Source organism: Streptomyces glaucosporus (assembly GCF_039533345.1).
In the GTDB taxonomy this organism is placed as follows: domain Bacteria; phylum Actinomycetota; class Actinomycetes; order Streptomycetales; family Streptomycetaceae; genus Streptomyces; species Streptomyces glaucosporus.
Genome location: NZ_BAAATJ010000005.1, coordinates 37,560 through 64,039, shown reverse-complemented (window position 1 = coordinate 64,039; position 26,480 = coordinate 37,560). Strand labels below are relative to the sequence as shown.

Sequence of the window (26,480 nt, the reverse complement as noted above, 5' to 3'; positions counted from 1 at the left end):
GGGCCTCAGGGACGCTCGGCGAGCACGGCCATGGTGCGGCCGATCAGCCCGGGCACGTCCGCGTCCCGGACCCCCTCCAGCAGCCAGGCGCCGAGCTGCACGGAGTTCTCCACGACCATGCGCACCCGGGGCATGCGGCGCTCCCGGTAGCCGGTCAGCAGGGCGTCGTCCCAGGCGTCGTGGGAGGTGAGCAGCTCGGCGAGGACGAGGGCGTCCTCCAGGGACATCGCCGCGCCCTGGGCGAGGGTGGGCGGGCAGGCGTGGGCGGCGTCGCCGACGAGGACGACCCGGCCGCGGTGCCACGGCCCCTCGACCAGGAGGCGGTGGAACCAGGTGTAGTTGACCTGGGAGGGGTCCGTGATGGAGTCGCGGATCTCCTTCCAGTGGCCGCCGTAGCCCGCGGCCAGGCGGCGCATCTCCTCGGCACGGGACTCCGGCGGGACGTCGGCCCGGTCGCGGGCGGGCTCGACGAGGTAGGCGTAGAGGGAGTCCTCGCCGGTGGGGCAGTAGCCGGCGATGTAGGCCGGGCCGCCGTAGGCCAGGTCGGTGCGCTCCACTCCGGCGGGACGGGGGGCGGCCGCCCGCCAGATGCCCATGCCGGTGGGCTCGGGCCTGTCGGCGATGCCGATCATGGCGCGGGTGGCGGAGTTCAGGCCGTCGGCGGCGACCACCAGGTCGTAGCGCCCGGCGGTGCCGTCGGTGAACCGGACGTCGACCCCGTCGCCGTCCTGCTCCAGGGACTCGACGGTGCAGCCCAGCCGGACGCGGGCCCCGGAGGCGCGCACGGCGTCGGTGAGGACGCGCTGGAGCTGCGGGCGCCGCATGCCCAGGGTGGCCGGGAGGTCCCCGCCGCCGGTGCGCAGGTCCTCGGCGACGTGGAGCACCGTGCCGTCCGGGGCGGTCATCCCCAGGGTGTCGAACCCGAACCCCTGCTCCCGGACCCGCTCCCACACGCCCACCTCGCGCAGCACCCGCAGGGCGTTGCCCTGGAGGGTGATGCCGGAGCCGTGGACGTTCCAGTCGGAGGAGACCTCGACGAGGTCGACCCCGACGCCTGCGCGGCGCAGCAGGACGGCGAGGGAGTTTCCGGAGGTGCCGCCTCCGACGATGAGGACGGTACGGGCCGAGGACATGGCTTCCTTTCCGAGGTCTTCCGAAACGGGGCCGCCCGTCCGGTCCGGCCGGACCGGACGGGCGGCCCGGACGAGTGGACGGGGCGGGGAGGTCAGGCCGAGGACGCGCCGACCGGCGCGGTCCGGGACATCAGCAGGTCGATCAGGGCGAGCAGCAGGTCCCGGCCCACCTCCTGCCTCCGGACGTCCCCCATCAGCAGCGGGACGTCCGGGTCGAGGTCGAGGGCCTCGCGCACCTCCTCCGCGGTCCGCTCGCAGCGGCCGTGGAAGCAGTTGACCCCCACCACGAAGGGGATGCCGCGGCTCTCGAAGAAGTCGATGGAGGCGAAGCTGACCTCCAGCCGCCGGGTGTCGACCAGGACGACCGCCCCCAGGGCACCGTTGACCAGGTCGTTCCACATGAACCAGAAGCGCTCCTGGCCCGGGGTGCCGAACAGGTAGACCACCAGCTCGGGGTTGATGGTGATCCGGCCGAAGTCCAGGGCCACGGTGGTGGTGGCCTTCGACGCCAGTCCGCCGGTGTCGTCGACCCCCACGCTGGCCTCGGTCAGGTATTCCTCGGTGCGCAGCGGCGTCACCTCGCTGACCGTGCCGACCATGGTGGTCTTCCCCACCCCGAAGCCGCCGGCGATCAGGATCTTCACGGCCACGGGGCCCGTCATGCCGTCAGAGTCTCTGGAGCCCATCCCTCACCGCCTGCAGAAGTTCCACGTTCAGTCCCCCACTTTGTTCGGCCGCCAGCGGCGGACGGGTCGTCACCCTGCCGAGCGACACCAGGTCGCCGATCAGGATCTTCGTCACGGACACGGGCAGATCCAGCTCGGCGGCGATCTCCGCCACGGCGGCCGGTGTGCGGCACTGGTCCAGGATCGCCCGGTGCTCCGGCTCCAGCCGCCGCGCGGCGGCCCGGCCGTCGCCGGGCTCAACCGTCGTCACCACCGTGATCAGCGTGAGGTCGTCGCGCTGGGGAGCGGTGCGGCCGCGGGTGATCGTGTACGGCCGGACCAGTGAGTCCTCGGCGTCGTCGGACTCCAGACGGTCCGTCCAGTGGCTCACCCACGTCCACCCCCGCCCGAGGCCGACGCGCCGGTCCGGGGCTCGGTGCCCAGCTTCTGACCGACCTGCTGGACGAGGGTGTGCATGGCGACGGCCATCACCTCGGCGTCCACGTCCTGGGAGGCCACGACGGCCAGGTGGGTGCCCTTCCCCGCGGCCGTGATGAACAGCCACAGGTCGGCCAGCTCCACGATGACCTGCTGCACCGGGCCGCCGTCGAACAGCTCGTCGATCCCCCGGGCGAGGCTCTGCTGACCGGTGGCGATGGCGGCCAGACGCTCGGCGTCGGTCCGCTCGATGGCGCTGGACTGGCTGACGACCAGCCCGTCGTCGGACAGGACGACGGCGTGCCGGGTGCCCGGCACCTGCTCGACCAGACCGTCCAGCAGCCAGTCCAGGTCCTGGTTGGTGGCGGTGGTTCGCTGTGTCATGTTCGGTCTTCCGTTGAGGGTCGGCTGTGGTCCGGCGTGCTGCCGCCGGTCGGGGGGGTGGCATCGGAGGCTGCCCGCTGCCGGGCGATGCGGGACTGGCGCTGGAAGGCGCCGATGGCCGCACCGGACCGCGCGGGTTCCTGGCGCAGGGTGAGCGTGTCCTCGTCGGAGGCGCCGGACCGCCGGGCCGGCTTCCTCAGCTCGGGTGCGAGGCTGGCCTGGCGGACCCGTTTGGGCAGCGGCCTGGCCGCGTCCGCGCCGCCGGAGTCTGCGGCGGGGTGCCCGCCCGCCGTCTCCTCGCCGGCGCCGGGGGAGTCCGCGCCGCCGTGCGCGGACCCGGCGGACGCCGGTTCGGAGGCGGACCCGGACGACGGGCCCACGGCGGAGGGGACGACCGAGGACATCGCCCGGCCCCGGGACCGGGTGGGCAGCCCCGCGGGGGACTTCCCGCCGGACGCGGCCGTGCCCCCGCCGTCCTCGCCGTTCCCGCGTCTGGTGGGCCCGCCGGTCCTGCCGCGTCCGCCGCTCCCCTCCCGGGACGGGGCGTCGTCGGCGGGTTCGGGGGCGTCCGTGACCAGCTCGGCGGGGATCCGCACGACCACCCGGGTGCCGCCGAGCACGGACGGCCGGAACTCCACTCCCAGGCCCAGCCCGGAGGCCAGCCGCGCGACCACGTACATGCCCAGGCGGGCGTCGTCGGCGCGGGAGAGCACGTCGATCCGGGGCGGTTCGGCGACGAACCGGTTGAGCTGCTCGTGCATCTCGGGCTCCATGCCCAGGCCGCGGTCCTCGATCTCCACGACCAGGCCGTCCCCGACCATGCCGGCCCGTACCTCGACGGGGGCCGGGGGCTTGGAGAACGCGGCGGCGTTCTCCATCAGCTCGGCCAGCACGTGCACCACCGGGCCCACGGCGCGGCCGGTCAGCCAGGGCCGGCCCTGCACCTCGATCTGGATGCGGCGGTAGTCCTGGACCTCGCCCAGCGCGGCGCGCAGCACGTCCAGCATCTTGACGGGCTTGCGCCAGCGCCGCTGCGGCTGGCCGCCGCCGAGGATGACGAGGTTCTCCTCGTAGCGGCGCAGACGGGCCGTCAGGTGGTCGAGGTCGAACAGGCCCTCCAGGACCTCCGGGTCCTCGTGGCGGCGCTCCATCTCGTCGAGCTTCTTCATCTGGAGGCCGATGAGCAGCTGGGTGCGGCGGGCGATGCGCTGGAGGAGGCGCTCGAAGCCGCGGTGCTGCTCGACCTCGCGCACGGCGGTCTCGACGGCGCTGCGGCGCGCGAGGTCCAGGGCCTGCCCGAGCCGGCCCAGTTCGTCGTTGCCGCGGGCGGTCTCGCGCACCTCGGCGTCGAGGTCGACGGTCTCGCCGCGGCGCAGCCGTTCGACGACCTCGGGCAGCCTGGTCTCCAGCTCCCGCGCCTCCTCGCGGAGGGAGGAGATCCGCCGCCGCAGGACGGTGGTGATCCACACGTTGAGCGCGACGACGAGGAGGACCGCGCCGAGGCCGATGGCGCTGAGGGTGATCAGCCGGCCCAGCAGGGCGTCGAGCGCGGTCTGGCCGATCCGGTTGACGTCGAGGGTGCGGTTGGTGATCAGCTTCTGGAGCTGGGGGTTGATGGCGTCGACGGTCTGCCGCCACTCCTTCTCCACCGCGGGCAGGGGGATGCCGGCGCTGCCGTCGTGGGAGTGGGCGCCCAGCAGGGTCCGCTCCACGTCGTCCTTGGTCTGCCAGGCGCCGCTGGTGACCATCCGGCGGTAGAGGGCGAGGTCGTCGGGGGGAAGGTGGGGCTCGATCCTGCTCTCCAGCATGACCTGCTGGGCGCCGATCCACTCGGAGAGGTAGTCGTGCTCGCCCTCGGTGAGCCGGCGGACGCCCCAGCCGCGGGCGAGCACGGCGTCCTCGCGGGAGAGCATCTCCTTGGCCCAGAACAGGTCGATCAGGACCCGGGCCCGGGCGGTCACCTCGCTGTTCTCCGAACGGCTCATCGCCTCGAACATCCGCAGGTCGACGGCGATCAGCTCGGTGAAGTAGCGGAAGGACTGGGTCTGGGTGGCCGACCCGTCGTCCACGGCCTCGCGGATCTCGTCGATCCGCCGCATGTCGACGCGCGCGAGGGAGACGGCCTCCCGCAGCTCCTCGGACGCGTCGGAGGTCTCGATGTCGGAGAGCGCGAGGAAGGAGTCCAGCGCCTCGTCGGTCAGGGCCCGCTGCTTCCGCAGGGCGGCACGGGAGGCGTCGTCGGGGCGGGCCAGCACCTCGGCGCTGAGCCGCCGTTCCTCCTGGAGGTTGAAGTAGACCTTGTTGGCCGGGATGCCCGCCCGGGCGGCGAGGACCTTCTCCTCCCGCTGCGTCCGCCAGTCGCGTCCGAGCTCGGCGGTGCTGGCCGACCAGAGGGCGATCAGGGCGAGACTGGGGATGATCGCCAGGATGAGCAGGGCCGTTCGGAACGAGCCAAATCGAAGCGGGCTCTTCTTCCGTCCCTGTCGCCGTCCGGGCACACGTACGCGCAGTGCCATCTCTCCCCAGCAGTGGATCATGTCGGTGGGTCGCCGCTGGTGAGGGCGGCGCGAAGGATGGGGCGATGTTAGTCATACAACCTGTCGAAAGGAACACGCGGGGGGGCCCGCACCGCATCCCGTGATGTGCCGTCAACAGGCGTTTTCCGTCACCCCTCCCGCAGTGGGCCGGGCCGCGCCGGGCGGACGGCGGGCAACCGGGCCGGGGCGCGGGACGAGGCCGGACGGGGCAGGGCGGCGGGGATCCGCCGGGGCGCCGCCGCCGGGGATGCCCGGCGGCGGCCGGGAAGCGGCTCCGGGAGTCCGCCCGCACCGGGACGCGGTGGAGCGGCGGTGCCGGGTTTTCCCGTCGCTCCGATCCGACCTTTGCCTTCCCTACTGCGAATCAGCGGTGTCCGGGGCGGGCGGGACGGGGTGGACGGCGGTGGTGACGGACGGCGGCCCGCGGCCCCGGTCCGCGCCGGGCCCCTCCTCTCCGGGCACCCCGGGCCCGCCGCGCGGTGTCAGCGGCCGCGCAGCCGCTCGATCTCGCGCCGTTCCCGCTTGGTCGGGCGTCCGGCGCCGCGCTCGCGCCGGGCGACCGGGGCGACGTGCTCGGGAGGCGGCGGGGGCGGGCTGTTGTCGACGAAGCACTCCGCCGCGATCGCCGCGCCGACCCGCTTGCGCACCAGGCGCTTGACGACGACGACCCTCTCCCGGCCGAGGTGGCGGAGCCGTACCTCGTCCCCGGGCCGCACCGGCTGGGCCGGCTTCGCCCTCTCCCCGTTGATGCGGACATGGCCGCCGCGGCAGGCGGCGGCGGCCGTCGAACGTGTCTTGGTGAGCCGGACGGACCAGATCCAGCTGTCGATCCGCACGCTCCCCTCGTCTGCAGCCATACCCCTGACTCTAGAGGAGGGGCGTCCCCGGCCGCGGGCACGCGGGACCGGGAGCCCGGGCAGGGGAGGCGTTCATGCCTTCGCCTTCGCAACGGCGGTACGGGTGCGGTTGACGGGGCGGGGGCGGCCGGTGCGGAAAACCGGAGTGCGGGGTCTTGACGCGCGGCGCTGTCGGGAGGAAGGTCTGGCAGCAGACTTGGGAGCGCTCCCATGGGCCGTCGGGCCGGTCCGCGACGGGAGAGCTCCGCCGAGCCGCTCACGTCAGGAGCCGAATCACCGTGCACAGACGCAGAAGAGGGGCCCTCGCCGCGGCCGGAACCGCCGCCGTGCTGGGCCTGCTCGCCGGAACACCGGGTACGGCCGGCGCGGCCGACACCGCGGGTGAGGGCGAACGGAACCGCAAGCAGCGCGAGACGCGCCTGTACGTGCCGCCCGCCAACCCGGACGCCCACCAGCAGATCAGGGAACTGGTGAAGGCGGGGAAGTACCGGGACGCCGTCGGCGTCGCGCGGATGATCGGCACGCCCCAGGCCGTCTGGTTCGACGGCAAGGGGGACGACACCCGCATCCGGGACGAGATCCGCCGCACCGTGAAGGACGCCGCACGCCGGAACGCCCTGCCGGTGCTGGCCCTCTACAACGTCCCCGGACGCGACTGCTCGCAGTACTCCGCGGGCGGCGCCGCGAACACCGCCGAGTACAAGGCGTGGATCGAGGAGGTCGCCCGGGGCATCGGCCACCGGAAGGCGCTGGTCGTCCTCGAACCCGACTCCCTCGCCCTGCTCCCCTCCGACTGCGGCCAGGACGACGACGAGGGCACCCTGACGGCCGCGCGCTACGAGGAGATCGGCCACGCCGTCGACACCCTCACCGCCCTGCCCGGCACGACCGTCTACCTCGACGCCGGCCACAGCAACTGGCACAGCGTCAACGCCATCGTGCCCAGGCTGGTCGAGGCCGGGGTGGCCAAGACCAGGGGCTTCTACCTCAACGCCTCCAACTACCGCTCCGACGACGAACTGGACTGGTACGGCAAGCTCGTCTCCGGCTGCCTGGAGCACACCCTGGACGGCGGCGACCCGGCCTCCTGCCCCAACCAGTGGTGGGACGAGGACGACGCCCGGGCGTGGCTGGACGAGAACGTCACCGCCGACCCGTCCGACCAGCCCCACTTCGTGACGGACACCAGCCGCAACGGCCGGGGCCCCTGGTACCCGGACACGGACCAGTACCCCGACCCGCAGGACTGGTGCAACCCGCCGGACCGCGGCCTGGGCAAGCGCCCGACCACCCGCACCGGCGACCCGCTGAACGACGCCCGCCTGTGGATCAAGATCCCCGGTGAGTCGGACGGCGAGTGCCTGCGCGGCACCGAGGGACCGGAGGACCCCGTGCGCGGAACGGTCGACCCGCCGGCCGGCCACTGGTTCCCGGAGCAGGCGCTGGAGCTGGTCCGCAACGCGGAGCCGGCGATCCGCCCCTGACCCGGCCACCCGGCCGGGGCCCGCCGCTCCTGGAGCCCCGGCCGGGAACACCCGGTTCGGCGGCGCGATGAGGGCGCGCCGCCGAACCGGCTCCACGTCCGGCCCCGGTGTCTCCTCCGCCGGGGCCGGACGGCCATCCCGAGCGTTCGGGAACCGTGCACGGCGACCAGGCAGCCCGGGCAGAACCGTCCGGACCGGAACCGGCGACCCGGACCGGGGCCGCCGGAACCCCGGACCCGTTCTCCCCGCCCCACCGGAAGGACGACACCGTGACCAGACGGACGACGAGAGGGACCCCCGGCCCCGCCGGACGGACGACGATGCGGGGCAGGCTGCGGCGGCTCACCGCGGGAGCGGCCGTGACCGTCATGGCCGCCTGCACCCTCGGCGCCGCCCCCGCGGCACCGGCCGAGGCGCCGCCCGCCTACGAGGACCCCGCCCTGCCGGTGGACGAGCGCGTCGAGGACCTGCTGTCCCGGATGACGCTCGACGACAAGATCGGCCAGATGACCCAGGTCGACCGGAGCGCGCTCAGGACGCAGTCGGACCTGGCGGCCTACCGGATCGGCTCCGTCCTCTCCGGCGGGGGATCCGCCCCCAGTCCCAACACGCCCCAGGCGTGGGCGGAGATGTACGACTCGTTCCAGCGGACCGCGCTCTCCGCCCCGCTGGGCATCCCCATGATCTACGGGGTGGACGCCGTCCACGGCCACAACAACGTGCGGGGCGCCACGATCTTCCCGCACAACATCGGGCTCGGGGCCGCCCGCGATCCCGAACTGGTGGAGCGGATCGGACGGGCCACCGCCGAGGAGGTCTCCGGCACCGGCGTCGACTGGACCTTCGCACCCTGCCTGTGCGTGGCCCGCAACGACCGCTGGGGACGCACCTACGAGTCCTTCGGGGAGACGCCCGAACTGCCCGGTGCGATGACCACGCTGATCGACGGCCTCCAGGGCGCCTCGCTCGACGCCCCCGGCTCGATCCTGGCCACCGCCAAGCACTACATCGGCGACGGCGGCACCACCGGCGGCGACCAGGGCGACACCGAACTGAGCGAGGCCGAGCTGCGCGCCGTCCACCTGCCGCCGTTCCGGGAGGCGGTGAAGCGGGGCGTGGGCTCCGTGATGGTCTCCTACAGCAGCTGGAACGGCGTCAAGATGCACGGCCACCGCTACCTGATCACCGACGTCCTCAAGGGCGAGCTGGGCTTCACCGGCTTCGTGGTCTCGGACTGGGCGGGCGTCGACCAGCTCGACGGGCGGGAGGGGTTCACCGCCGCCGAGGTGCGGGACGCGGTCAACGCCGGCATCGACATGGTGATGGTGCCGCACGACTACCGCAGGTTCATCGAACTGCTGCGCGGCGAGGTGCGGGCCGGGCGGGTCCCGATGGAGCGCATCGACGACGCCAACCGCCGCATCCTGGCCAAGAAGTTCGAACTGGGCCTCTTCGAGAACCCCTACACCGACCGCTCCTACACCGCCGGCATCGGCTCCGACGCCCACCGCCGGCTCGCCCGCGAGGCGGTGCGCAAGTCCCAGGTGCTGCTGAAGAACTCCGGCGGCGCACTGCCGCTGGGCAAATCGGCCAAGGTCTTCGTGGCGGGCAAGAACGCCGACGACATCGGCCACCAGAGCGGCGGCTGGACCATCACCTGGCAGGGCGGGAGCGGCGACATCACCCCCGGGACCTCCATCCTGGAGGGGATGCGGTCGGTGGCCTCCGATCCGTCGCGGGTGGTCTACGACCGACACGGCAACGGCATCGACGGCTCCTACGACGTGGCCGTCGCCGTGGTCGGCGAGACGCCGTACGCGGAGATGGAGGGCGACCGGCCCGGCTCGATGGGCCTGGACCAGGAGGACCTGGACACCCTGGCCCGGCTGAAGGCCTCCGGGGTGCCGGTCGTCGTCGTGCTCGTCTCGGGGCGGCCGCTGGACATCGCGGCGCGGATCGGCGACTGGGACGCGCTGCTCGCCGCCTGGCTGCCCGGAACCGAGGGCGCCGGGGTCGCCGACGTGCTCTACGGCGACTACGCGCCGACGGGCAGGCTGCCGGTGACCTGGATGCGGTCCGCGAGCCAGCAGCCGATCAACGACGGCGACGGCAAGGACGCCCTGTTCCCCTTCGGACACGGGCTCACCTACACCGGCACCGCCCCGGACGAACCCGACGACCCCGATGTCCCGGACGACCCCGACGGCCCCGGGCATCCGGTGTGCACCGCCGACTACCGGGTCGTCAGCCAGTGGTCCGGCGGCTTCCAGGCCGAGGTGACGGTCCGCAACACCGGGGACGCGCCCCTCGACGGATGGAAGGCGGAGTGGACGCCCCCGGGCCCCCTCACCGTCAACAGCGTCTGGAACGGCACGCTCACCCGGACCGGGGACACCGTCTCCGTCACCGGCGCCGGCTGGAACGCGAAACTCGCCCCGGGGGCCTCGGCGACGTTCGGCTTCACCGCCACCGGCTCCCCGGCCGTCCCGGCCATCACCTGCACCGGCGTCTGACCGCCGGCCCGCCCCGGCTTCCTCCGTCCCCGTCACAGGCGGAGGGGGCCGGGGCGGGGACGCGGGGCGGGCGATTCGCCGGTTTTCCGTTCCCGGGGCCCGGGTACCGGGCCCTGGTCAGCGAAGAAGGGACGGAAGAACCATGCGGTACGACACCTTCCTCGGACAGGTCCAGGCCCGTGCCCGGCTGGACAGCGTCGGCGCCGCCGAGACCGCCACCCGCGCCAGCCTGGAGACCCTCGCGGAACGCGTCCCGGCGACGGTGGCGGAGAAACTGGCGGCCCAGCTCCCACGGGAGGTGGGCGAGCACCTGCGCAGGGTGGCGCACGCACCGGACGAACCGGACACCGGCACCCGGATGAGCACCCAGGAGTTCTTCGACCGCGTCGCGCGCCGCGCCTCCGCCGACCGGCCCAAGGCCATGCACGAGGCCCGGTGCGTCATCGAGGTCGTCGACGAGGCCACCAGCGGGACGTGCTCGGCGAAGATCCGCCCCGCCCTGGACGACGACCTCGCCCGGATGCTTTTCTCCGGCAGCTCCGGGCACGCGTGACACAGGGCGGTGACGGATCCCGCCCCGGCGCCCCGGCCCGGGCCGGAGCGCCCGCGCGACGACCCCTGAGACGGTGACCGTGTTCGTCTTCTTCTCCAACCGGGCCGGATGCCTCGGCTCGCTGCTGTTCAGCCTGGTCGGCACGGCCGTCCTGCTGCTGCTCCTGTACAGCTGCCAGCGGGCCTGACGGGCGCCCGCCCGGTCAGCCCTCCGGGCCGTCCGGCAGCGGTTCGCCGCACCGTTCGCAGACGGCGGTGCCCGCCCGCTCGTTCAGCCGGCCGCACGCCGGGCACACCCGGTCCAGCATGCACGGCGGCTCGCCGCCCTCCCCGCCCCCGGCGGGCTCCCGCCGCGCGGCGGACGGGCCGGAGGCGGGACCGCGGACGGTCATCCCGGGCCGCCGCCGGTGAACGGTCAGGTACACCAGCCCCCCGGGTCCCGCCCGCAGCGCCCGGCGGGAGGTGCGCGGCAGCCACACCACGGCCGTGGGCGCGAGCTCCAGCCGCCCGCCCGCGCCGTCCTCGAGTTCCCCGCCGCCGGCGATCACCACCAGCAGGACGTCCAGGTCGTCCTCGGCGTGCTCGCCGACGGACGCCCCCGGCGGGAGGCGCACCAGATTGGAGTCGAGCTGCCGGCCCGGCTCGGCGAGCCGCCACAGGGCGCCGCTCCGCTCCGGCGACGCCCGGCCGGCCAGGTCGCCGAGGTCGGTCAGGACACGGGGGGTCTCAGGGGACACCGGCACCTCCGGGACGTGTGCGAGCGCCACGATCCTAGGCCGCCCCGGACGGGGACCCGCAACGGAGCCCCTAGGCTTGGGCCCCGCGATGAGGAACAGACGCGCGGTACCGCCCTCCCCCCTGCCCCAGCGGCACGGAATAGACCCGGTCCGCCTCAGACTCCCCGCCGACGGCGCCTGGGCGACCGTCCGGGACCACCTGGTCGACCGGCTGTCGTCCGCGGTGGACCCCGGACAGGTCGACGCCATGCTGCGCGAGGGCCGTGTCTGGGGTGCGGACGGCCCCCTGGCCCCCGGCGCCCCGTACGTGCCCGGGGCCTACCTGTGGTTCCACCGGGAGCTGCTTCCGGAGACACCGGTGCCGTACGCGGTGGAGGTCCTGTACCGCGACGAGATCCTGGTCGTCGCGGACAAGCCGCACTTCCTGGCCACCACGCCGCGCGGCCGGCACGTCACCGAGACCGCGCTGGCGCGGCTCCGCCGGGACCTGGGGCTGCCCGCGCTCAGCCCGGCCCACCGGCTGGACCGGCTGACCGCGGGCGTGGTGATGTTCACCGCCCGCCCCGAGTACCGCGCGGCCTACCAGAACCTCTTCCGGGACCGGCGGGTGCGCAAGGAGTACGAGGCCGTGGCGCCGTACGACCCGGAGCTGGGACTGCCCCGCACGGTGCGCAACCGGATCGTCAAGGAACGCGGGGTCATCGCCGCCCGGGAGGTGCCGGGGGAGCCCAACAGCGAGAGCCGGATCGAGCTCCTCGAACACCGCGGCGGGCTGGGCCGCTACCGGCTGGTGCCCCTCACCGGCCGCACCCACCAGCTCCGCCTGCACATGAGCGGCCTGGGCGTCCCCATCCTGGGCGACCCGGTCTACCCGGCCGTCCTCGACAGCGCCCCGGACGACTTCCGCCGCCCCCTGCAACTGCTCGCCAGGTCGCTGGAGTTCACCGACCCGCTCACCGGCCGCGCCCGCCGCTTCGAGAGCCGCCGCACCCTGGCGGCCTGGACCTCCCACCGGGAGTGGGCGGGGGAGGAGACCGCGGCGCCCCGGTGAGGCAGCCGCCCCGCGCGTGGATCCGTCCCGCCGCCCGCCGCCGGGGGATGCGGCCGGATTCCGGCCGCGACTCCCGGCAGACTCGAAGACGTGAGCGAGACCGTGAGCGAGACGGGAAGCGGGACGGGCGGGCCGAGCGCGCGGATGCTGGAGCTGCTCTCCCTGCTCCAGAGCGGGCGCGCCTGGCCGGGCGCGGAACTGGCCGCCCGGCTGGGCGCCTCGCCGCGCACCCTGCGGCGGGACGTCGACCGGCTGCGCGCCCTGGGGTACCCGGTGGTCTCCGTGCCCGGACCGGGCGGCGGCTACCGACTCGTGGCGGGCCGGGCCATGCCGCCGCTGCTGCTCACCGACGAGGAGGCGGTCGCCGTCGTGGTGGGCCTGCGGCTGGCCGCGGCGGCGCAGACCGAGGACGCCGCCGGCGCGGCGGAGGCCGCCCTGCGCAAGCTGGAGCAGGTCCTCCCCTCCCGGCTGCGGCACCGGATGGAGGCGGTGCTGGCCTCCACCGAGATCGCCTCCCGCACCGCGCCCGCGCCGGACCTGAGCACCCTCCACCTGCTGGGCGCGGCCGCGCACAACCGCCAGGACGTGCGGTTCACGTACACCAGCCGGGCCGGCGAGCGCACCGAGCGCCGGGTCGAGCCCTACCGCCAGGTGCTGCTGGGCAGACGCTGGTACCTGCTCGGCTGGGACCGGGACCGCCGGGACTGGCGCACCTTCCGCATCGACCGGATCACCGGGCCGCACGTGCCGGGCACCACCTTCACCCCGCGCGAGCTGCCGCCGGACGGGGCGGTGGGCTTCGTCCGGGCGTCCGCCCGGCTCCCCGTCAGCCGGCACCGGGGCGTGGTGCGCTTCGACGCGCCCGTCGAGGTCGTCTCCGAGCGGCTGACGGCGGAAGCCGGCTCGCTGGAGGCGATCGACGACCGCACCTGCCGGTACGTCACGGCCGCCGACTCCTGGGAGTGGCTCGCCATCACGCTCGCCATGGTCGGGGTGCCCTACACCGTCGAGGGCCCGCCCGAACTGGTGGAGTACTCCCGCGGCCTCGCCCGGCGCATCGCCCGTGCGGCGGACGGGGACCTTGCGCACCCATGGGCGCCGGACCACCGGGTACCCGGGGAACCGGAACGGGAGCACACCGGCGGAAGGACCGCGGATGAGCCGTGACGGAACGCGAGGGGCCGCCCTCTTCGACGTGGACGGCACCCTGGTGGACACCACCTACCTCCACACCGTGGCCTGGTGGGAGGCGCTGCGCCAGGCCGGGCGGCGGGTGCCGATGTCCCTGATCCACCGGACCATCGGCATGGGCAGCGACCAGCTCCTCAAACGGTTCCTCGGCGAGGACCACGACCCGGACGAGGCCGCGTCCGTCAGCGCCGCCCACCGCACGCTCTATGCCGAGTACTGGCCGCGCCTGGCCCCGCTGGAGGGGGCCGCCGACCTGCTGCGGGCCTGCGCCGAGCGCGGCTGGACGGTCGTGCTGGCCAGCTCCGCGCACGGCGACGAGCTGGAGGCGATGCGGCGGGCGGTCGGCGCGGACGACGCGGTGACCGCCGCGACCAGCTCCGACGACGTGGAGGCCAGCAAACCGGCCCCCGACCTGGTGGCCTCCGCGCTCGCCCGTGCGGACGTCCCCCCGGACCGGGCCGTCTTCGTGGGCGACACCGTGTGGGACGTGGCCGCGTGCGAGAGGGCCGGCGTGCCCTGCGTGGGCGTGCTCTCCGGCGGGCTGACCCGGCAGGAACTGCTGGAGGCGGGCGCCGTGGAGGTCTACGAGAACCCCGCCGACCTCCTCGCCCGCCTCGACGGCAGCCCGCTGGGCCGCCCGCCCGGCGGGGACTGAGACCGGGCCCGCTACCCGGCGGACGGGACCCGGCGGCCGGCGTCCAGCCGGTACCCCTCTCCGGCGGCGGCCCGGAGCAGCACCTCGGTCAGCTCGCCGGGAGCGGAGAGCATCGGCCAGTGCCCGGTGGCGAGTTCGAAGAAGCCCGCCCGGGGCTCGGCGAGCGCCCGGAAGCGGGGGTTGCCCGTCGCCACCAGGGCCTCGACCGCGGCGATGGTCGTCCCGCCGCCGGCGGTGCAGAAGATCCCGGTCATCGGCAGCCCGTCGACCGCCCCCGACAGCCGGAGCGGCTGGGTCTGGGTGCGCAGCGGATGGGGCGCGGAGAGGCGGGCCAGCCGGACGAGCGCGTCCTCGGGAACGCCGACGACATTCCCCAGGGTCCGCCACTCCTCCAGCGAGGGCGGGGGGATCCGCCGGCTGTCCTCGGCCTCCTCGGCCTGGCGCAGCATCCGTTCGCGGGTCTCCCGGTCGGCCATCTCGTCGCGCACCTGGTCGAGCATCGAGCGGCCGTGGTCGGGCAGGGGCGAGTCCAGGTACACCACCCGGGAGACCCGTTCCGCGCGCCGGTCGGCGGCGCCCACCACCGGGTAGATGCCGTAGCAGTGGCCGACCATCACCACCTTCGGCGCGTCCAGGTGGTCGACGATCTGGACCAGGTCCTCGATGTGCGTCTCCAGATCCGTCTCCGGTCCCGCCAGGTGGCGGCGGTCGCCCAGGCCCGTGAGCGTCGCCGGGTACGCTCCGGCTCCCGCCGCCCGCAGCCGGCCGGCCACCTCCTCCCACACCCAGCCGCCGATGTGACCCCCCGCCACCAGCACGAACGCCGTCTCGGCCGTCATGAACGCCTCCCTCGCACGCCTCGGTCCGCGCGGCCGGCCGCTGGGGCCGCCCTCGCTCGCCGGTACGGTAGGAACTCCCCCTGAGGGAGGTTCAAGCCGTGTCGGCAGACGACAGCACGTGGAGCATCGGGGAGCTCGCCGAGCGGGCGGGCACCACCGTCAAGACCGTCCGCTTCTACTCCGACCGCGGTCTGCTGCCCGAGGCCGCCCGCAGCGCCGGGGGCCACCGCCGGTACGGGCCCGAGGCGCTCGACCGGCTCCGCCTGATCCGCTCGCTGCGCACCCTCGACCTGCCCGTCCCGGAGGTGGGCCGGGTCCTGGCGAAGGACGGCGCGCTGGAGGAGGCGCTGGAGGACGCCGTCGCGGAGCGGCTGCGGGAGGTCGGCTCGCAACTGGCGGCCCTGCGCTGGCGGGAGGCCGCTCTCCGACTGCTCCGGGACTGCGCGCCCGGGGAGCGCGCCGACCGGCTGCGCCTGGTCGGAGCCGTGACCCTCCCGCCCAGCACGGCCGCGCCGGCCCGCTTCTGGAGGCGCTGGCTCCCTCCGCGGCTCCCGGCCCGGCTGGTCTCCGAGATCCTCGACCAGGCGGTCCCGCAGCCGCCGGAGGACCCGACCCCGGCCCAGGTGCTGGCCTTCGCCCGGCTGAACGCCCTCGTCTCCGGACCCTGCCCGCCGGGCTCCGGCAGGAGCCAGCCCGCGGCGCACCGGTCCGGGGAGGGCTGGCGCCCGGCCGTGCTCTACGCGGGTCTCGGCGAGGCCTACGCGCTGGCGGGGGCACGGATGCGGGCGGGACTGGCTCCCCACGAGGGCGAGGCGCTCGACTGCTTCGTCTCCGCCTACGCCCGCTCGCGCGGCACGCGCGACACCCCCGTCTTCCGCCGCCGGCTCAGTGCCCAGCTCGCCGCGGATCCCCGCATCGACCGGTACTGGCAGCTCACCGTCGAGCTGACCACCCCGCCGTCCGGCACGCCCGAGCCGAACCCCGGCACCGCCCACGACTGGCTCTGCGCCGCCCTGGACGCGCAGGTCGCCCGGACGGCCCCCTGAAGAACAGCGGAGCGCCGCCCGCGGGCGGCGCCGCCCTCAGGCCGTCCGCCGCTCCCCGCCGTCGCGGCCGTCCCCTCCGCCGTCGCCGGGGGGCACCGCGTAGCCGGGGACGGACGGCCACCTGACCGTCAGGACCACCGACTCCTCCTCCGCGTACCAGGAGTGGTCGACGCCGCGCCCCCACACCACGTAGTCGCCCTGCCGCTCCAGGACGACGTCGCGGCCGGGGAACTCCATGCGGAAGCGCCCGCTCACCAGGACCAGCAGGGCCGTCCGCCGCTCGCCCCGCACCCACCGCGCCCGCCGGTCGCCGCGCGGGTGGACACCCCACTTGATCTCCACGTCCTCGCTGTGGCGGGGGTCGCCGGGGTCCTTGAAGTGCCCGAGGATCCAGCCCCGGTCCAGTGCCGCGTCCTCGCCCGCGTTGCCCACGTACACGCCGTCTTCCATGTCCGCGGACGCTAGCAACCGCGCGGCGCCGCACTACCGGCGCCCCCGGGACGCGCCCCGCACCGCTCCCGCGGCCGGCCGGTGAAGGACTCTGCCGCGCCCGCACCACCGCCGGTCCTGCGTCGATCGGGTGGAGATGACGGCGCGCGACCGGTCCGCCCCCCGTGGCCTCCCGGCGACCGGATAACCGATATGCATGATTTATTACGAGTTCTCGCAGAGGAGTGGCAGAGGTTTCCGGCCGCTGCCAGGGGGGCACCCGCCCGCAGCCGTCCCCCGCCCGAGACCCCGATGGTGACGAGGAAGGGCCACGATGCTCGTCAGCCGTACTCCGTCCGCGGCCCCGCCGGCGCCGCCCCCCGCCGGCCGACCCCGCGTGAGGTGGAACGCCGCGTGAGACACCCGATGGCCACGATCGATCCGGGCGCCCCCCGCCGCGTCCACGACTCCCCGCCCGGCCCGGCCCGGCCCGCGCCGCCGGAGGAGACCCGGGACGGCGACCGCGGCGCCCACGGCAGTCACGGCGACCAGGAGGTCCGCCTCCGGGTGGAGGAGGCCCTGCGGCGCTACGTGGCCGAGCGGTGCGAGGAGGCCGAGCGCGTCGACGACTCCTTCCGCGTTCAACTCGCCGCCGCCGTCTCGGCGTTCGCGCTGCGCGGGGGCAAGCGGATGCGCGCCTCCTTCCTCTGGTGGGGCTGGCGGGCCGCCGGAGGGGACCCCCACGGCGAGGACGCGGACGCCGTCCTGCGGACCGCCGCGGCCCTGGAACTGCTCCAGACCTGCGCCCTGATCCACGACGACGTGATGGACGACTCCGCGCTGCGCCGCGGCCGCCCGGCGCTCCACGTCGACTTCGCCCGCCGCCACCGGCAGGACGGCATGCTCGGCAGCCCCGAGACGTACGGGACGTCGGTGGCCACCCTCGCCGGCGACCTCGCCCTGGCCTGGGCGGACGACCTGTTCACCGAGTCCCTCCCGGACGGGCCGGTCCGCCGCGGGGCACACGGGCCGTGGCGGGCCATGCGCACCGAGATGGTGGCCGGCCAGTTCCTCGACCTGCACACCCAGGCGGCCGGCAGTCCCTCGGCGGCCACGGCACTGCGCGTCGCCTACCTCAAGAGCGCCCTCTACACCGTCGAACGCCCCCTCCACCTGGGAGCGGTCCTCGGCGGAGCCGACGACGAACTCATCGGCGCGCTGCGCTTCGTGGGCCACAACGCCGGACTGGCCTTCCAGCTCCGGGACGACCTCCTCGGCGTCTTCGGCGACCCGCGGCAGACGGGCAAGCCCGCGGGCGACGACGTGCGCCAGGGCAAGACGACCTACCTGGTGGCCCTCGCCCTGGCCCGCGCCGAGGCGCTCGGCGACAAGGGGGCCCGCACGGTCCTGCGCGAGAGCCTGGGCGACCCCGGCCTCACCCCGGAACGGCTCGCGCGCTTCCGGGAGGTCCTGACCGGACTGGGGGTGCGCGCCGCCGTGGAGGAGAGGATCGAACGGCTCGGCGAGATCGCCGTGCGCCGGCTGCACCGCGTCTGCGACGACCCGGTCGTCGCCCGCCGGCTGGCGGCCATGGTCCGGGCGGCGGCGGGCACCGGCGGCGAGACGGCGCGGACGCCGGGAACGGAGGCGCGATGAGGACCCTCGGCGGACGCACGGACCACGTCGTGGTGGTCGGGGCCGGACTCTCCGGACTCGCCGCGGCCCTCCACCTGCTCGGCGCGGGACGCCGCGTGACGGTCGTCGAGCGGGAGGCCGCGCCCGGCGGCCGGGCCGGACGCCTGGAGACCGGCGGCTACCGCATCGACACCGGCCCGACCGTCCTGACCATGCCCCACCTGATCGACGAGGCACTGGCCGCCGTGGGCGAGTCCACCGGCAAGCGCCTGGAGCTGCTGCCCCTGCACCCCGCCTACCGCGCCCACTTCGCCGACGGCTCCCGCCTGGAGGTGCACACCGAGGCCGAGGCGATGGAGGAGGAGGTGCGCCGCTTCGCCGGACCGGACGAGGCGGCGGGCTACCTGCGGCTGCGGCAGTGGCTCGAGCGCCTGTACCGCGCGCAGATGCGGCGCTTCATCGACAGCAACATCGACCACCCCCTCCAGCTCCTCCACCCCGACCTCGCCCGGCTGGCGGCCCTGGGCGGGTTCGGACGGCTGGAGGGGCAGGTGAGACGGTTCCTGGCCGACGAGCGCCTGCGCCGGGTCTTCACCTTCCAGGCCCTCTACGCCGGAGTGCCGCCCGCCCGGGCCCTGGCCGCCTACGCCGTCATCGCCTACATGGACACGGTCGCCGGCGTCTGGTTCCCCCGGGGCGGCATCCACGCCCTGCCCGCCGCCCTGGCCGGCGCGGCCCGCGACGCGGGAGGGGAGCTGCTGTACGGCTGCGAGGCGACGCGCCTGGAGAAACGGGCCGGCCGGGCGGTCGCCGTGCACACCGGCGACGGCCGCCGCATCCCCTGCGACGCGGTCGTCCTCACCCCCGACCTTCCCGTCGCCTACCGCCTGCTGGGACGCGCCCCCCGCCGCCCGGTGCCGCTGCGGCACTCGCCCTCGGCGGTGGTGCTCCACGCCGGCACCCGGCGCACCTGGCCCCAACTGGCCCACCACACCCTCTTCTTCGGCGGCGCCTGGCGGGACACCTTCACCGAACTGACCCGCACCGGACGGCTGATGAGCGACCCGTCCCTGCTGGTCTCCCGGCCCACGGCCACCGACCCCGCCCTGGCCCCGCCCGGCCGCCACCTCCACTACGTCCTGGCGCCCTGCCCCAACACCGCCACCGGGCCGCTGCCCTGGAGGGAGCTGGCGCCCGGTTACCGGGACCGCGTCGTGGCCGAACTGGAACGCCGGGGCCTGACCGGGCTGGGCGAGGACATCGAGGTGGAGCACCTGGTCACCCCCGAGGACTGGGCCGCCCAGGGGCACGCCGCCGGGACCCCCTTCTCCGTCGCCCACACCCTCCGGCAGACCGGCCCCTTCCGGCCGAGGAACCTGGTGCGGGGCGTGGACAACGCCGTCCTGGCCGGCTGCGGCACCACCCCGGGCGTCGGCGTGCCCACCGTCCTGATCTCCGGCAAGCTGGCCGCCTGGCGCATCACCGGCCCGCCCCGCCCCGCCCGCACCACCGGACGCCCCGCGCACGCCGCCCCCGCGGCCGGGAGGAGGACGCCATGACCGTCCGGGAACTGGACGCGGCGGGCATCACCGACCCGCGGCTGCGCCGGGCCTACGCCGTCTGCCGCGAACTCAACGCCCGCCACGGCAGGACCTACTTCCTGGCCACCCGCCTCCTGCCGCCCGCCCGCCGCCCCGCCGTGCACGCCCTGTACGGCTTCGCCCGGTGGGCGGACGAGATCGTCGACGACCTGGAGGGGACGCCGACCGCCGGGGAACGCGCCCGCGCCCTGGCCGCGCTGGAGGGCGAACTGGCGGAGGCGCTGCGCGCCGGACCGCACGCCGACGGCTCCGTCCCCGTGCTCCGCGCCCTCGCGCACACCGCCTCGGTCCACGGCATCGACCACCGGCTGTTCCACGACTTCATGGCGTCCATGCGCATGGACCTGGACGTCACCGACTACCCCACCTACGACGACCTGTACCTCTACATGCACGGCTCGGCCGCCGTCATCGGCCTGCAGATGCTGCCCGTGCTGGGCACCGTGGTCCCGCGCGAGGAGGCCGAGCCCCACGCCGCGGCCCTGGGCGTCGCCTTCCAGCTCACCAACTTCCTGCGCGACGTCGGGGAGGACCTGGACCGGGGCCGGGTCTACCTCCCCGGCGAGGTCCTCGCCCGGCACCGCGTCGACCGCGGCCTGCTGCGCTGGTGCCGCGACACGGGCCGGGGCCACACCCGGGTGCGCGAGGCGCTGCGCGAGGTCGCCGCGCACACCCGGTCGGTCTACCGCGACGCCCTTCCCGGCATCGACCTGCTCGACCCCGTCGCGCGGCCCTGCATCCGCACGGCGTTCACCCTCTACGGCGGCATCCTGGAACGGATCGAGGCCGCCGGGTACGCCGTGCTGCACCGCAGGGTCGCCGTACCCGCCCGCCGCCGCGCCGCCGTCGCCCTGGACGGCCTGGCCCGCCTCACCGCCGTCCGGCTGCACCGCCGCATCGCCCACCCGCGGTACGCGGCCGACACGGCCCGCCCGGTCCCCCGGAGGAACGTCCTGCCATGACACCCGACACGCCGCCGGACGCCGCGCCGGGGAGCGGCCTCCCGCACCGCCGCCCCCTCCGCCTCCCCTCCCGCCGCCCGCGGCGCGGCCTGCCCCTGCGGCCGGCGCCCCCGGTCGACTGGGCCGGGCAGCGGCCCACCTGGCGCGAGGCGTCCCCGGCCGTCATCGCCGCCGCCCTGAAACGGGCCGCCGCCCGGCCCTCGGGGAACTGGTACGTCCTGGGACCCTCGGAGAGGATCCGCCCCGGCCGCTCCTTCGGGCGCACCGTCGCCGGGACGGAGGTGGTCGCCTGGCGCGACACGTCCGGGCGCCTGGTGGCCGGACCCGGCGCCTGCCCCCACCTGGGGGCGCCCCTGCGCGAGAGCCCCGTGCACTGCGGCCGGCTGGTCTGCCACTGGCACGGACTGGCCCTGGACGGCCGGGGCGCCGCCGGCTGGGAGCCGTACCCCGCCCACGACGACGGCGTCCTGGCCTGGGTCCGGCTGGACGCGGCCGGCGGCGAGGAACCGCTGGAGGAGCCGGTGCTCCCGGCCCGGCCGCCGCGGGCCGCCTCGCTGGTGGCGGTCACCGAGACCGTGGGCGTGTGCGAGCCGGAGGACGTCGTCGCCAACCGCCTCGACCCCTGGCACGGGGCCTGGTTCCACCCCTACTCCTTCTCCGACCTGACGGTGGAGCAGGTTCCGGGGAGGGACGCCGAACCGGCCGGCCCGGAGGAGGACCGCTTCGTCGTCCGGGTCGCCTTCAGGCTCGGCGCACGCGGCGCGGTCCCGGTGCGGGCGGTCTTCACCGCCCCGGAACCGCGCACGGTGGTGATGCGCATCGCCGAGGGCGAGGGCGCGTCCTCGGTGGTGGAGACCCACGCCACCCCGCTGGGCACGGACGACCGCGGCCGGCCCCGCACCGCGGTGACCGAGGCGGTCCTGGCCACCTCCGACCGCCCGGGCTTCGCCCTGGCCCGGGCGGCGGCCCCGCTGCTGCGGCCGCTGGTGCGCCGCACGGCCGCGCGCCTGTGGCGCGACGACCTCGCCTACGCCGAACGGCGCTGGCTGCTGCGCAGCACGGGCCGCTTCCCCGGCTGAACGCCCCGCGCTCCGGGCCGGTTCACCGCGTCGCCAGCGTCCTCAGCGCCGCCGACCGTCCCGCCACGGGGACCGTCCACAGCGTCTGGCCCCGCACCCCCCAGCGCTCCAGGAGCGCGTTCGCCGCCAGGAAGCCGGTGGTGGCCGCCCGTTCCATCAGCGCCACCGGCAGGTCCACCCGGACGCAGTCCCCGGCGAGCACCACCCCCGGGTCGGGGGTGCGCACCGGCGGGCGGTCGCCGAAGGAGCCCACGGCGAACAGCGGGCAGTCCGCGCGCCACTCGTGCACCGCGTCCACCACCCGCGCCCGGCGGGTCTCCGGCCACAGCCGGCGCAGCTCGGCGAGCAGCCGCTCCCGGACGGCGGCGCGGTCGGCGCCGGGCGGGACGGCGTACGCGTGCAACTCCACCACCGAACCTCCGGTGCGCCGCGCCCACCGGGCCGCCTCGCCCTCCCACCGCTCCAGCACGCTGACGTTGTCCAGCGGGCCGTAGCCGCCGGTGCCCAGGAAACCCGGCCGCTCCGGACGGACCGGCCGGTCCAGCCACAGCCGCGACACCAGGAACGGCGGTGCGGTGCGCAGCCGCCGCACCCGCTCCCGCCAGGCGGTGTCGCCCAGCCCGGGCGAACCGGCCACCACGTGCCGCAGGCCGGCGGCGTCCAGGGCCAGGACCACCGCGTCGAACCGCCCGGCCGCGCCGTCCGCCGACCGCACCTCGTACGCGCCCGGCGCGACGGGGGAGACCGACTCCACGGCGGCGCCGGTGCGGAACGCGGCGCCGTGGCCGCGCAGGTACTTCTCCAGCGGATCCCACAGGGCGGCCGGGAAGGGCTCGTTCACCACGTCGAAGAGCAGGCCCTCGCTCGACCCGAGGAAGTAGATGTGGAACATCAGGGCCAGCTCGGCCGCCGACAGCTCGCCCGGGTCGGCGAAGAAGCTGCGGGAGAACACCTGGAACGCCAGGTGCCGGGCGGCGGCGGGGAAGCGGACGCGGTCGAGGAAGTCCGCGGCGCTGATGCCGTCGAGGCGTTCGAACACTTCCGGCACCCGCACGTCCAGCAGGGGGAGGGCCGCCCGCGGGTCCATGCGCAGCAGCCCGGACCAGGTGAACGTGGGGCTGAGGAGGGCGAAGCCGAGCGCGTTCCACGGCGGGGTGCGGGGCACCCGCGCGAAGCCGTCCCGCGCGCCGGCGGCGTGCTCCAGCGGGTAGTCCGGCAGCGGCGAGAGCATCCCCAGGGAGCCGTCCACCCGGCGCAGCAGCCCCCGCAGGTTGTAGTACTGGCGGAAGAAGGCGTGGAAGCCGCGGCTCATCGTCACCGCGGACCCGTCGGCCAGTGTCACCGGCCACCCGGCGAGCCGGCCGCCCAGCCGGGGCTCCCGCTCGTGGACGGTCACCCGGACGCCCCGCTCGGCCAGCGCCGTGGCCGCCGCCAGCCCCGCGATGCCCCCGCCGACGACGGCGACGCGCGGAGCGCCGTCCCCCGGCACCGAGGGCCGTCCCGGGGCCGGGCGCAGGACGACGGCGCGGCGGTCGCGCCCGCGCCGGGCGGACGTACGGCCGGACGGCGGCCGGCGGCGGGGCAGGGACATGGCGGAACTCCCGGAAGGCGGCGGGGCGGGGGACCGGAGGGAACGGGGGACCGCGCGGCGGCGGCCCGGCGGCCCCGGCGATGACAAGGGCGACGATAAGCCCGTCAGGGCCGCGGAAGGACGGCGTCACGCCGCCGCAGCACGGGCAGTTCCACCGCGGAGCGGAGCATGGGCGGCACCGGGGTGCTCAGCCCGATGGCCACCTCCTCCCACCACCGGGAGCGCCCGTCGAGGAACCGCAGCAGGCGGTCGGCGGGGTTGCGCAGGAACAGCTCGCCGAAGAACCGGGCCCCCGACAACCGGCCGGCGGCCAGGGCCCGCAGCACGACCGCGTCCATCGCCCGGTGCCGGGCCGCGTGCGCCGGGGGCGGCACGGGGACGCGTCCGCGCCGCCAGGCGTCGGCGACGGCGTCGCTCTGCCGCTGGACGGCGGCGAAGGTGTAGCCGGTGGCGGGCCGGGTGGCCCCGCCCGCCGTGCCGATGCGGAAGACGCAGCGGCCCGCGCGGCGCGGGAAGACCGCGTCCGTCATGGGGATGACGCCCTGCTCGGTGTCCAGCACCGTCATCCCGCCGAGCCCCAGCACCTCCGCGGTGTAGTGCCGCAGCGCCCGCTCGTACTCCTCCCGGCGCAGCGGCGCGGCGGAGAACTCGGTGTACTCCACCAGCGCCTCCCGCCGCCCCAGCGGCAGGACGTAGCCGAAGGACAGGCCGTGCGCCGGCTGCGGGGTGCGGAAGTCCATCAGCTCCACGGCCGACGGGTCGAAGGAGTCGGCGGCGCAGCGCACGAACCAGCCGCGGAAGTGCTGGAGCAGGGTGCTGCGCGCGGCGGGCAGCCGGCGCGGGGGGCGGGAGTCGAAGGCCCAGCGGGCCCGCACCCGAACCGGGGAGCCGGAGGCGTCCGTGCCGTGGACGACGGCGCCGCCCGCCGGATGGTCCAGCACCCGGTCGACGGTCGCGGCCGGCCGGTGCAGCCGGGGCAGGCGCGCCAGCCGGCGCTCCACCAGCTCGGCGAAGTCCGGGGAGCGGATCATCTTGTAGCGCAGGGGGCCCAGGCGGGCCTCGGCGGTGCGGCCGTCCGGGCAGCGGACGCGCAGCCGGTCCCAGGAGGCCCGCACCGCCTGCTCGTAGGGGCCCTCGCCGGCCTCCCAGAAGCACCAGGTGCGCGGCGGGGTGCGGGTTCCCGAGCCGGGCTCGCCGGGGGCCTCGACGAGCGCCACGGAGGGGGCGGCGCCGTGCGGGCCGGGGGTGCCGGCCAGCCGGTGCGCCAGGGACAGTCCCGCGGCGCCGGCGCCCACCACGGCGATGTCCACGGTGATGTCCGCGCCGTCCGCGCCGTCCTTGTCGTTCATGCCGTTCATGCCGGGGTCCGCGTCCGCATCGGTCACCCGGAGGGTGTTCCACGCGACACCCGCCCCCACACCGCCGGATCGGCGGCGAGCGTAGGATCGCCGCGGTGTTCCGGTCGGGGCGGGACGGGACACACCCAGCGGTTTTTGTCCCATGGGCAAAAACTTTGCCTGTGAGACAGGTTTCTGGCTCAATCGTCCTGTGAGTTCCCCATCCGAGGACCCCGGCGGCGGACTGCCGCCGCAGATCGCCTCCCGGCTCCGTGACCTGCGGCGGCAGAGCGGGCTGACCCTGGAGGCCGCCGCGCGGCGGGCGGACCTGTCGCCCGCGCACCTGTCGCGCCTGGAGACCGGTGGCCGCCAGCCCTCGCTGCCGTCGCTGCTGGCGCTCGCCCGGATCTACGGGATCACCGTCTCGGAACTGCTCGGCGAGACGCCCCCGGAACGGGACCCGGTCGTCCGGGCCGGCCGGACGGAGGCGGTCACGGCGGACGGCTGGACCTACCGGCAGGCCGGCGGGTCGGGCCGGGCGATGCAGGCGCTGCGGGTGCACGTGCCGCACGGCTCGCGGCCCGGGCACGACCCGGTACGGGTGCACCCGGGCGAGGAGTGGATCCATGTGCTGAGCGGACGGCTGCGGCTGGTGCTGGGGGAGGGCGAGCACGTCCTGCGGCCCGGTGACTCCGCGCACTTCGACTCGCTCACCCCGCACCGGATCTCCGCGGCGGCGCCGGAGGGCGCCGACCTGCTGTTCGTTCACACGCTGCTGCGCAGCACCGTCGCCGAGCTGTGCATCGGCGGACCGGTTCCGCACGGTCCGTGAGACCCGCCACCGTCCCGTTCCCCGGAACCGGCGGCCGAGTCCGGCGAATTCACCCAGTCCCGAAAGGCGGCACCATGTCCGACCAGCAGCCCCGTCCCGCGTCCCGTATGAACGAGGAGAAGAAGTTCCCCCGGGGGGCCGTCATCCGGATCTTCGTCTACTTCGTGGCGACCCACATCTTCGCGGCCTTCCTCTTCCTGCTGTTCAAACTGGGCGGAGCCGAGTGACGGACGCCCGGACGGCGGGCGGCGTCCGCCGTCCGGGCGGGGTGCCCGCCGTTCCGTCCGGGCGTCCTCAGCAGCGCACCGGTCCGGGGACGGTCATGCGGAAGGGCCGCACGGCCGCCGAGAGCAGGGGGACGGTGGCCGCCAGGGGCGGAAGCCGCTCCGACCACGAGACGACCGCCAGGGTCTCCCGGCGGAGGGTGCCCACCATGCGGCCGGGCACGAACAGCCGCCGCCCGGCGGACCCGGAGAAGCCCGGCAGGGGCATCGGAACCGCCGGCAGCCGGAGCCGGCCCGGCCGGAAGACGAGTTCGGCCAGCAGGCCGTCACGGTCGCCCACCCGCACCGAGCGGTCCGTCCAGTCGAACTCGGCGAGCTCCTTGGGCAGGCCCCAGATGCTCCGCCCGCCCCGCACCGACGCGGGGTCGCTGACCCAGATGCGGTCGATCAGCAGTCCGGCCCTCCGGCCGCGCCGCACCAGGGGCCCGACCGCCAGCTCGTCGTAGCGCAGGGTTCCCTCCCGGTACCGGACCAGTCCGACGGCCAGGGCGGGGGAACCGGTCAGCGGACGCAGGTCCGCGGGAACGGGCGGCCGGTGGCGCGCCGGGAAGACCGCGGCCCACAGCTGCCCCCGGAACCTCCAGGGCGCGGGCGGGTGGGACGTCCCGTCGTCCGGGGCGGCACCGGTCATGCTCCACGGCTCCTTCC

The 26,480-nt window shown here is 75.6% G+C and carries 25 protein-coding genes; 13 read left to right on the top strand and 12 right to left on the bottom strand.

Features of this window, described 5'->3' with window-relative positions; translation table 11 throughout:
- Positions 1 to 5: 5 nt before the first annotated feature.
- The 6 genes from ABD358_RS08080 to ABD358_RS08055 all read right to left on the bottom strand — a co-directional run bounded on the left by ABD358_RS08080 (position 6) and on the right by ABD358_RS08055 (position 6,014).
- On the bottom strand, positions 6 to 1,133 hold the full coding sequence (locus ABD358_RS08080) for an FAD-dependent oxidoreductase (protein WP_344630177.1): 1,128 nt from the start codon (positions 1,131 to 1,133) through the stop codon (positions 6 to 8).
- Positions 1,134 to 1,225: 92 nt separating this feature from the next.
- Entirely contained in the window at positions 1,226 to 1,795 is a 570-nt protein-coding gene (locus tag ABD358_RS08075) for a GTP-binding protein (protein WP_425576270.1), read from the bottom strand.
- A gap of 4 nt (positions 1,796 to 1,799) precedes the next feature.
- The gene (locus ABD358_RS08070; protein ID WP_425576281.1) at positions 1,800 to 2,168 is read right to left on the bottom strand and encodes a DUF742 domain-containing protein; all 369 of its coding nucleotides are present in this window, start codon (positions 2,166 to 2,168) and stop codon (positions 1,800 to 1,802) included.
- 17 nt (positions 2,169 to 2,185) lie between these two features.
- The gene (locus tag ABD358_RS08065) at positions 2,186 to 2,620 is read right to left on the bottom strand and encodes a roadblock/LC7 domain-containing protein (RefSeq protein ID WP_344630174.1); all 435 of its coding nucleotides are present in this window, start codon (positions 2,618 to 2,620) and stop codon (positions 2,186 to 2,188) included.
- Positions 2,617 to 5,136: a sensor histidine kinase gene (locus ABD358_RS08060; RefSeq protein ID WP_344630173.1), complete on the bottom strand. Its 2,520-nt coding sequence runs from the start codon at positions 5,134 to 5,136 to the stop codon at positions 2,617 to 2,619. The genes ABD358_RS08065 and ABD358_RS08060 overlap by 4 nt, the downstream gene beginning before the upstream one ends.
- 503 nt (positions 5,137 to 5,639) lie before the next feature.
- Positions 5,640 to 6,014, bottom strand: coding sequence for an RNA-binding S4 domain-containing protein (locus ABD358_RS08055; RefSeq protein WP_344630172.1), 375 nt, complete (start codon positions 6,012 to 6,014; stop codon positions 5,640 to 5,642).
- Positions 6,015 to 6,292: 278 nt separating this feature from the next.
- On the opposite strand from ABD358_RS08055, the gene ABD358_RS08050 reads away from it, so the two are divergent.
- The 3 genes from ABD358_RS08050 to ABD358_RS08040 all read left to right on the top strand — a co-directional run bounded on the left by ABD358_RS08050 (position 6,293) and on the right by ABD358_RS08040 (position 10,564).
- On the top strand, positions 6,293 to 7,498 hold the full coding sequence (locus ABD358_RS08050; RefSeq protein ID WP_344630171.1) for a glycoside hydrolase family 6 protein: 1,206 nt from the start codon (positions 6,293 to 6,295) through the stop codon (positions 7,496 to 7,498).
- A gap of 269 nt (positions 7,499 to 7,767) precedes the next feature.
- Complete coding sequence (locus ABD358_RS08045) at positions 7,768 to 10,011, top strand: glycoside hydrolase family 3 N-terminal domain-containing protein (RefSeq protein ID WP_344630170.1); 2,244 nt, start codon at positions 7,768 to 7,770, stop codon at positions 10,009 to 10,011.
- 142 nt (positions 10,012 to 10,153) lie between these two features.
- Entirely contained in the window at positions 10,154 to 10,564 is a 411-nt protein-coding gene (locus ABD358_RS08040) for a DUF2267 domain-containing protein (protein WP_344630169.1), read from the top strand.
- Positions 10,565 to 10,766: 202 nt separating this feature from the next.
- Here the strand turns inward: ABD358_RS08040 and ABD358_RS08035 are convergent, their stop codons facing one another.
- Positions 10,767 to 11,300: a cupin domain-containing protein gene (locus ABD358_RS08035; protein WP_344630168.1), complete on the bottom strand. Its 534-nt coding sequence runs from the start codon at positions 11,298 to 11,300 to the stop codon at positions 10,767 to 10,769.
- Between the two features lie 88 nt (positions 11,301 to 11,388).
- On the opposite strand from ABD358_RS08035, the gene ABD358_RS08030 reads away from it, so the two are divergent.
- The 3 genes from ABD358_RS08030 to ABD358_RS08020 all read left to right on the top strand — a co-directional run bounded on the left by ABD358_RS08030 (position 11,389) and on the right by ABD358_RS08020 (position 14,197).
- Positions 11,389 to 12,351: an RluA family pseudouridine synthase gene (locus ABD358_RS08030; RefSeq protein WP_344630167.1), complete on the top strand. Its 963-nt coding sequence runs from the start codon at positions 11,389 to 11,391 to the stop codon at positions 12,349 to 12,351.
- A gap of 144 nt (positions 12,352 to 12,495) precedes the next feature.
- Positions 12,496 to 13,518, top strand: coding sequence for a helix-turn-helix transcriptional regulator (locus ABD358_RS08025; RefSeq protein WP_425576280.1), 1,023 nt, complete (start codon positions 12,496 to 12,498; stop codon positions 13,516 to 13,518).
- The gene (locus ABD358_RS08020) at positions 13,508 to 14,197 is read left to right on the top strand and encodes an HAD family hydrolase (RefSeq protein ID WP_344630165.1); all 690 of its coding nucleotides are present in this window, start codon (positions 13,508 to 13,510) and stop codon (positions 14,195 to 14,197) included. The genes ABD358_RS08025 and ABD358_RS08020 overlap by 11 nt, the downstream gene beginning before the upstream one ends.
- An 11-nt stretch (positions 14,198 to 14,208) precedes the next feature.
- Here the strand turns inward: ABD358_RS08020 and ABD358_RS08015 are convergent, their stop codons facing one another.
- Entirely contained in the window at positions 14,209 to 15,036 is an 828-nt protein-coding gene (locus tag ABD358_RS08015) for an alpha/beta fold hydrolase (protein WP_344630164.1), read from the bottom strand.
- A 98-nt stretch (positions 15,037 to 15,134) separates the two neighbouring features.
- Here ABD358_RS08015 and ABD358_RS08010 point away from each other — a divergent pair, with 98 nt between their 5' ends.
- Positions 15,135 to 16,082 carry a helix-turn-helix domain-containing protein gene (locus ABD358_RS08010; RefSeq protein ID WP_344630163.1) on the top strand — a complete coding sequence of 316 codons (948 nt, stop codon included), beginning with the start codon at positions 15,135 to 15,137 and terminating at the stop codon, positions 16,080 to 16,082.
- A 36-nt stretch (positions 16,083 to 16,118) separates the two neighbouring features.
- On the opposite strand, the gene ABD358_RS08005 is transcribed toward ABD358_RS08010, so the two are convergent.
- On the bottom strand, positions 16,119 to 16,532 hold the full coding sequence (locus tag ABD358_RS08005; protein WP_344630162.1) for a cupin domain-containing protein: 414 nt from the start codon (positions 16,530 to 16,532) through the stop codon (positions 16,119 to 16,121).
- 393 nt (positions 16,533 to 16,925) lie between these two features.
- Here ABD358_RS08005 and ABD358_RS08000 point away from each other — a divergent pair, with 393 nt between their 5' ends.
- The 4 genes from ABD358_RS08000 to ABD358_RS07985 are packed head-to-tail and all read left to right on the top strand — an operon-like array spanning position 16,926 to position 21,788.
- Positions 16,926 to 18,167, top strand: a complete 1,242-nt coding sequence (locus ABD358_RS08000; protein WP_344630161.1) for a polyprenyl synthetase family protein — start codon at positions 16,926 to 16,928, stop codon at positions 18,165 to 18,167.
- A complete protein-coding gene (crtI, locus tag ABD358_RS07995; protein WP_344630160.1) occupies positions 18,164 to 19,705 on the top strand; it encodes a phytoene desaturase family protein in 1,542 nt (513 codons plus the stop codon). Before ABD358_RS08000 ends, crtI begins: the two co-directional genes overlap by 4 nt.
- On the top strand, positions 19,702 to 20,709 hold the full coding sequence (locus ABD358_RS07990; protein WP_344630159.1) for a phytoene/squalene synthase family protein: 1,008 nt from the start codon (positions 19,702 to 19,704) through the stop codon (positions 20,707 to 20,709). The genes crtI and ABD358_RS07990 overlap by 4 nt, the downstream gene beginning before the upstream one ends.
- On the top strand, positions 20,706 to 21,788 hold the full coding sequence (locus ABD358_RS07985) for a Rieske (2Fe-2S) protein (protein WP_344630158.1): 1,083 nt from the start codon (positions 20,706 to 20,708) through the stop codon (positions 21,786 to 21,788). Before ABD358_RS07990 ends, ABD358_RS07985 begins: the two co-directional genes overlap by 4 nt.
- Positions 21,789 to 21,810: 22 nt before the next feature.
- Here the strand turns inward: ABD358_RS07985 and ABD358_RS07980 are convergent, their stop codons facing one another.
- Together ABD358_RS07980 and ABD358_RS07975 are read right to left on the bottom strand one after the other, a co-directional pair.
- Entirely contained in the window at positions 21,811 to 23,379 is a 1,569-nt protein-coding gene (locus ABD358_RS07980; RefSeq protein WP_344630157.1) for an FAD-dependent oxidoreductase, read from the bottom strand.
- A 104-nt stretch (positions 23,380 to 23,483) separates the two neighbouring features.
- A complete protein-coding gene (locus ABD358_RS07975; protein ID WP_425576279.1) occupies positions 23,484 to 24,737 on the bottom strand; it encodes a lycopene cyclase family protein in 1,254 nt (417 codons plus the stop codon).
- 190 nt (positions 24,738 to 24,927) lie between these two features.
- Between ABD358_RS07975 and ABD358_RS07970 the strand changes: the two genes are divergently transcribed.
- Positions 24,928 to 25,548, top strand: a complete 621-nt coding sequence (locus tag ABD358_RS07970; RefSeq protein WP_344630156.1) for a helix-turn-helix domain-containing protein — start codon at positions 24,928 to 24,930, stop codon at positions 25,546 to 25,548.
- Between the two features lie 74 nt (positions 25,549 to 25,622).
- The gene (locus tag ABD358_RS07965) at positions 25,623 to 25,775 is read left to right on the top strand and encodes a DUF6126 family protein (RefSeq protein WP_344630155.1); all 153 of its coding nucleotides are present in this window, start codon (positions 25,623 to 25,625) and stop codon (positions 25,773 to 25,775) included.
- Between the two features lie 67 nt (positions 25,776 to 25,842).
- Here ABD358_RS07965 and ABD358_RS07960 read toward each other — a convergent pair whose 3' ends face one another.
- Positions 25,843 to 26,463, bottom strand: coding sequence for an acetoacetate decarboxylase family protein (locus tag ABD358_RS07960; protein WP_344630154.1), 621 nt, complete (start codon positions 26,461 to 26,463; stop codon positions 25,843 to 25,845).
- Positions 26,464 to 26,480 lie beyond the last annotated feature (17 nt).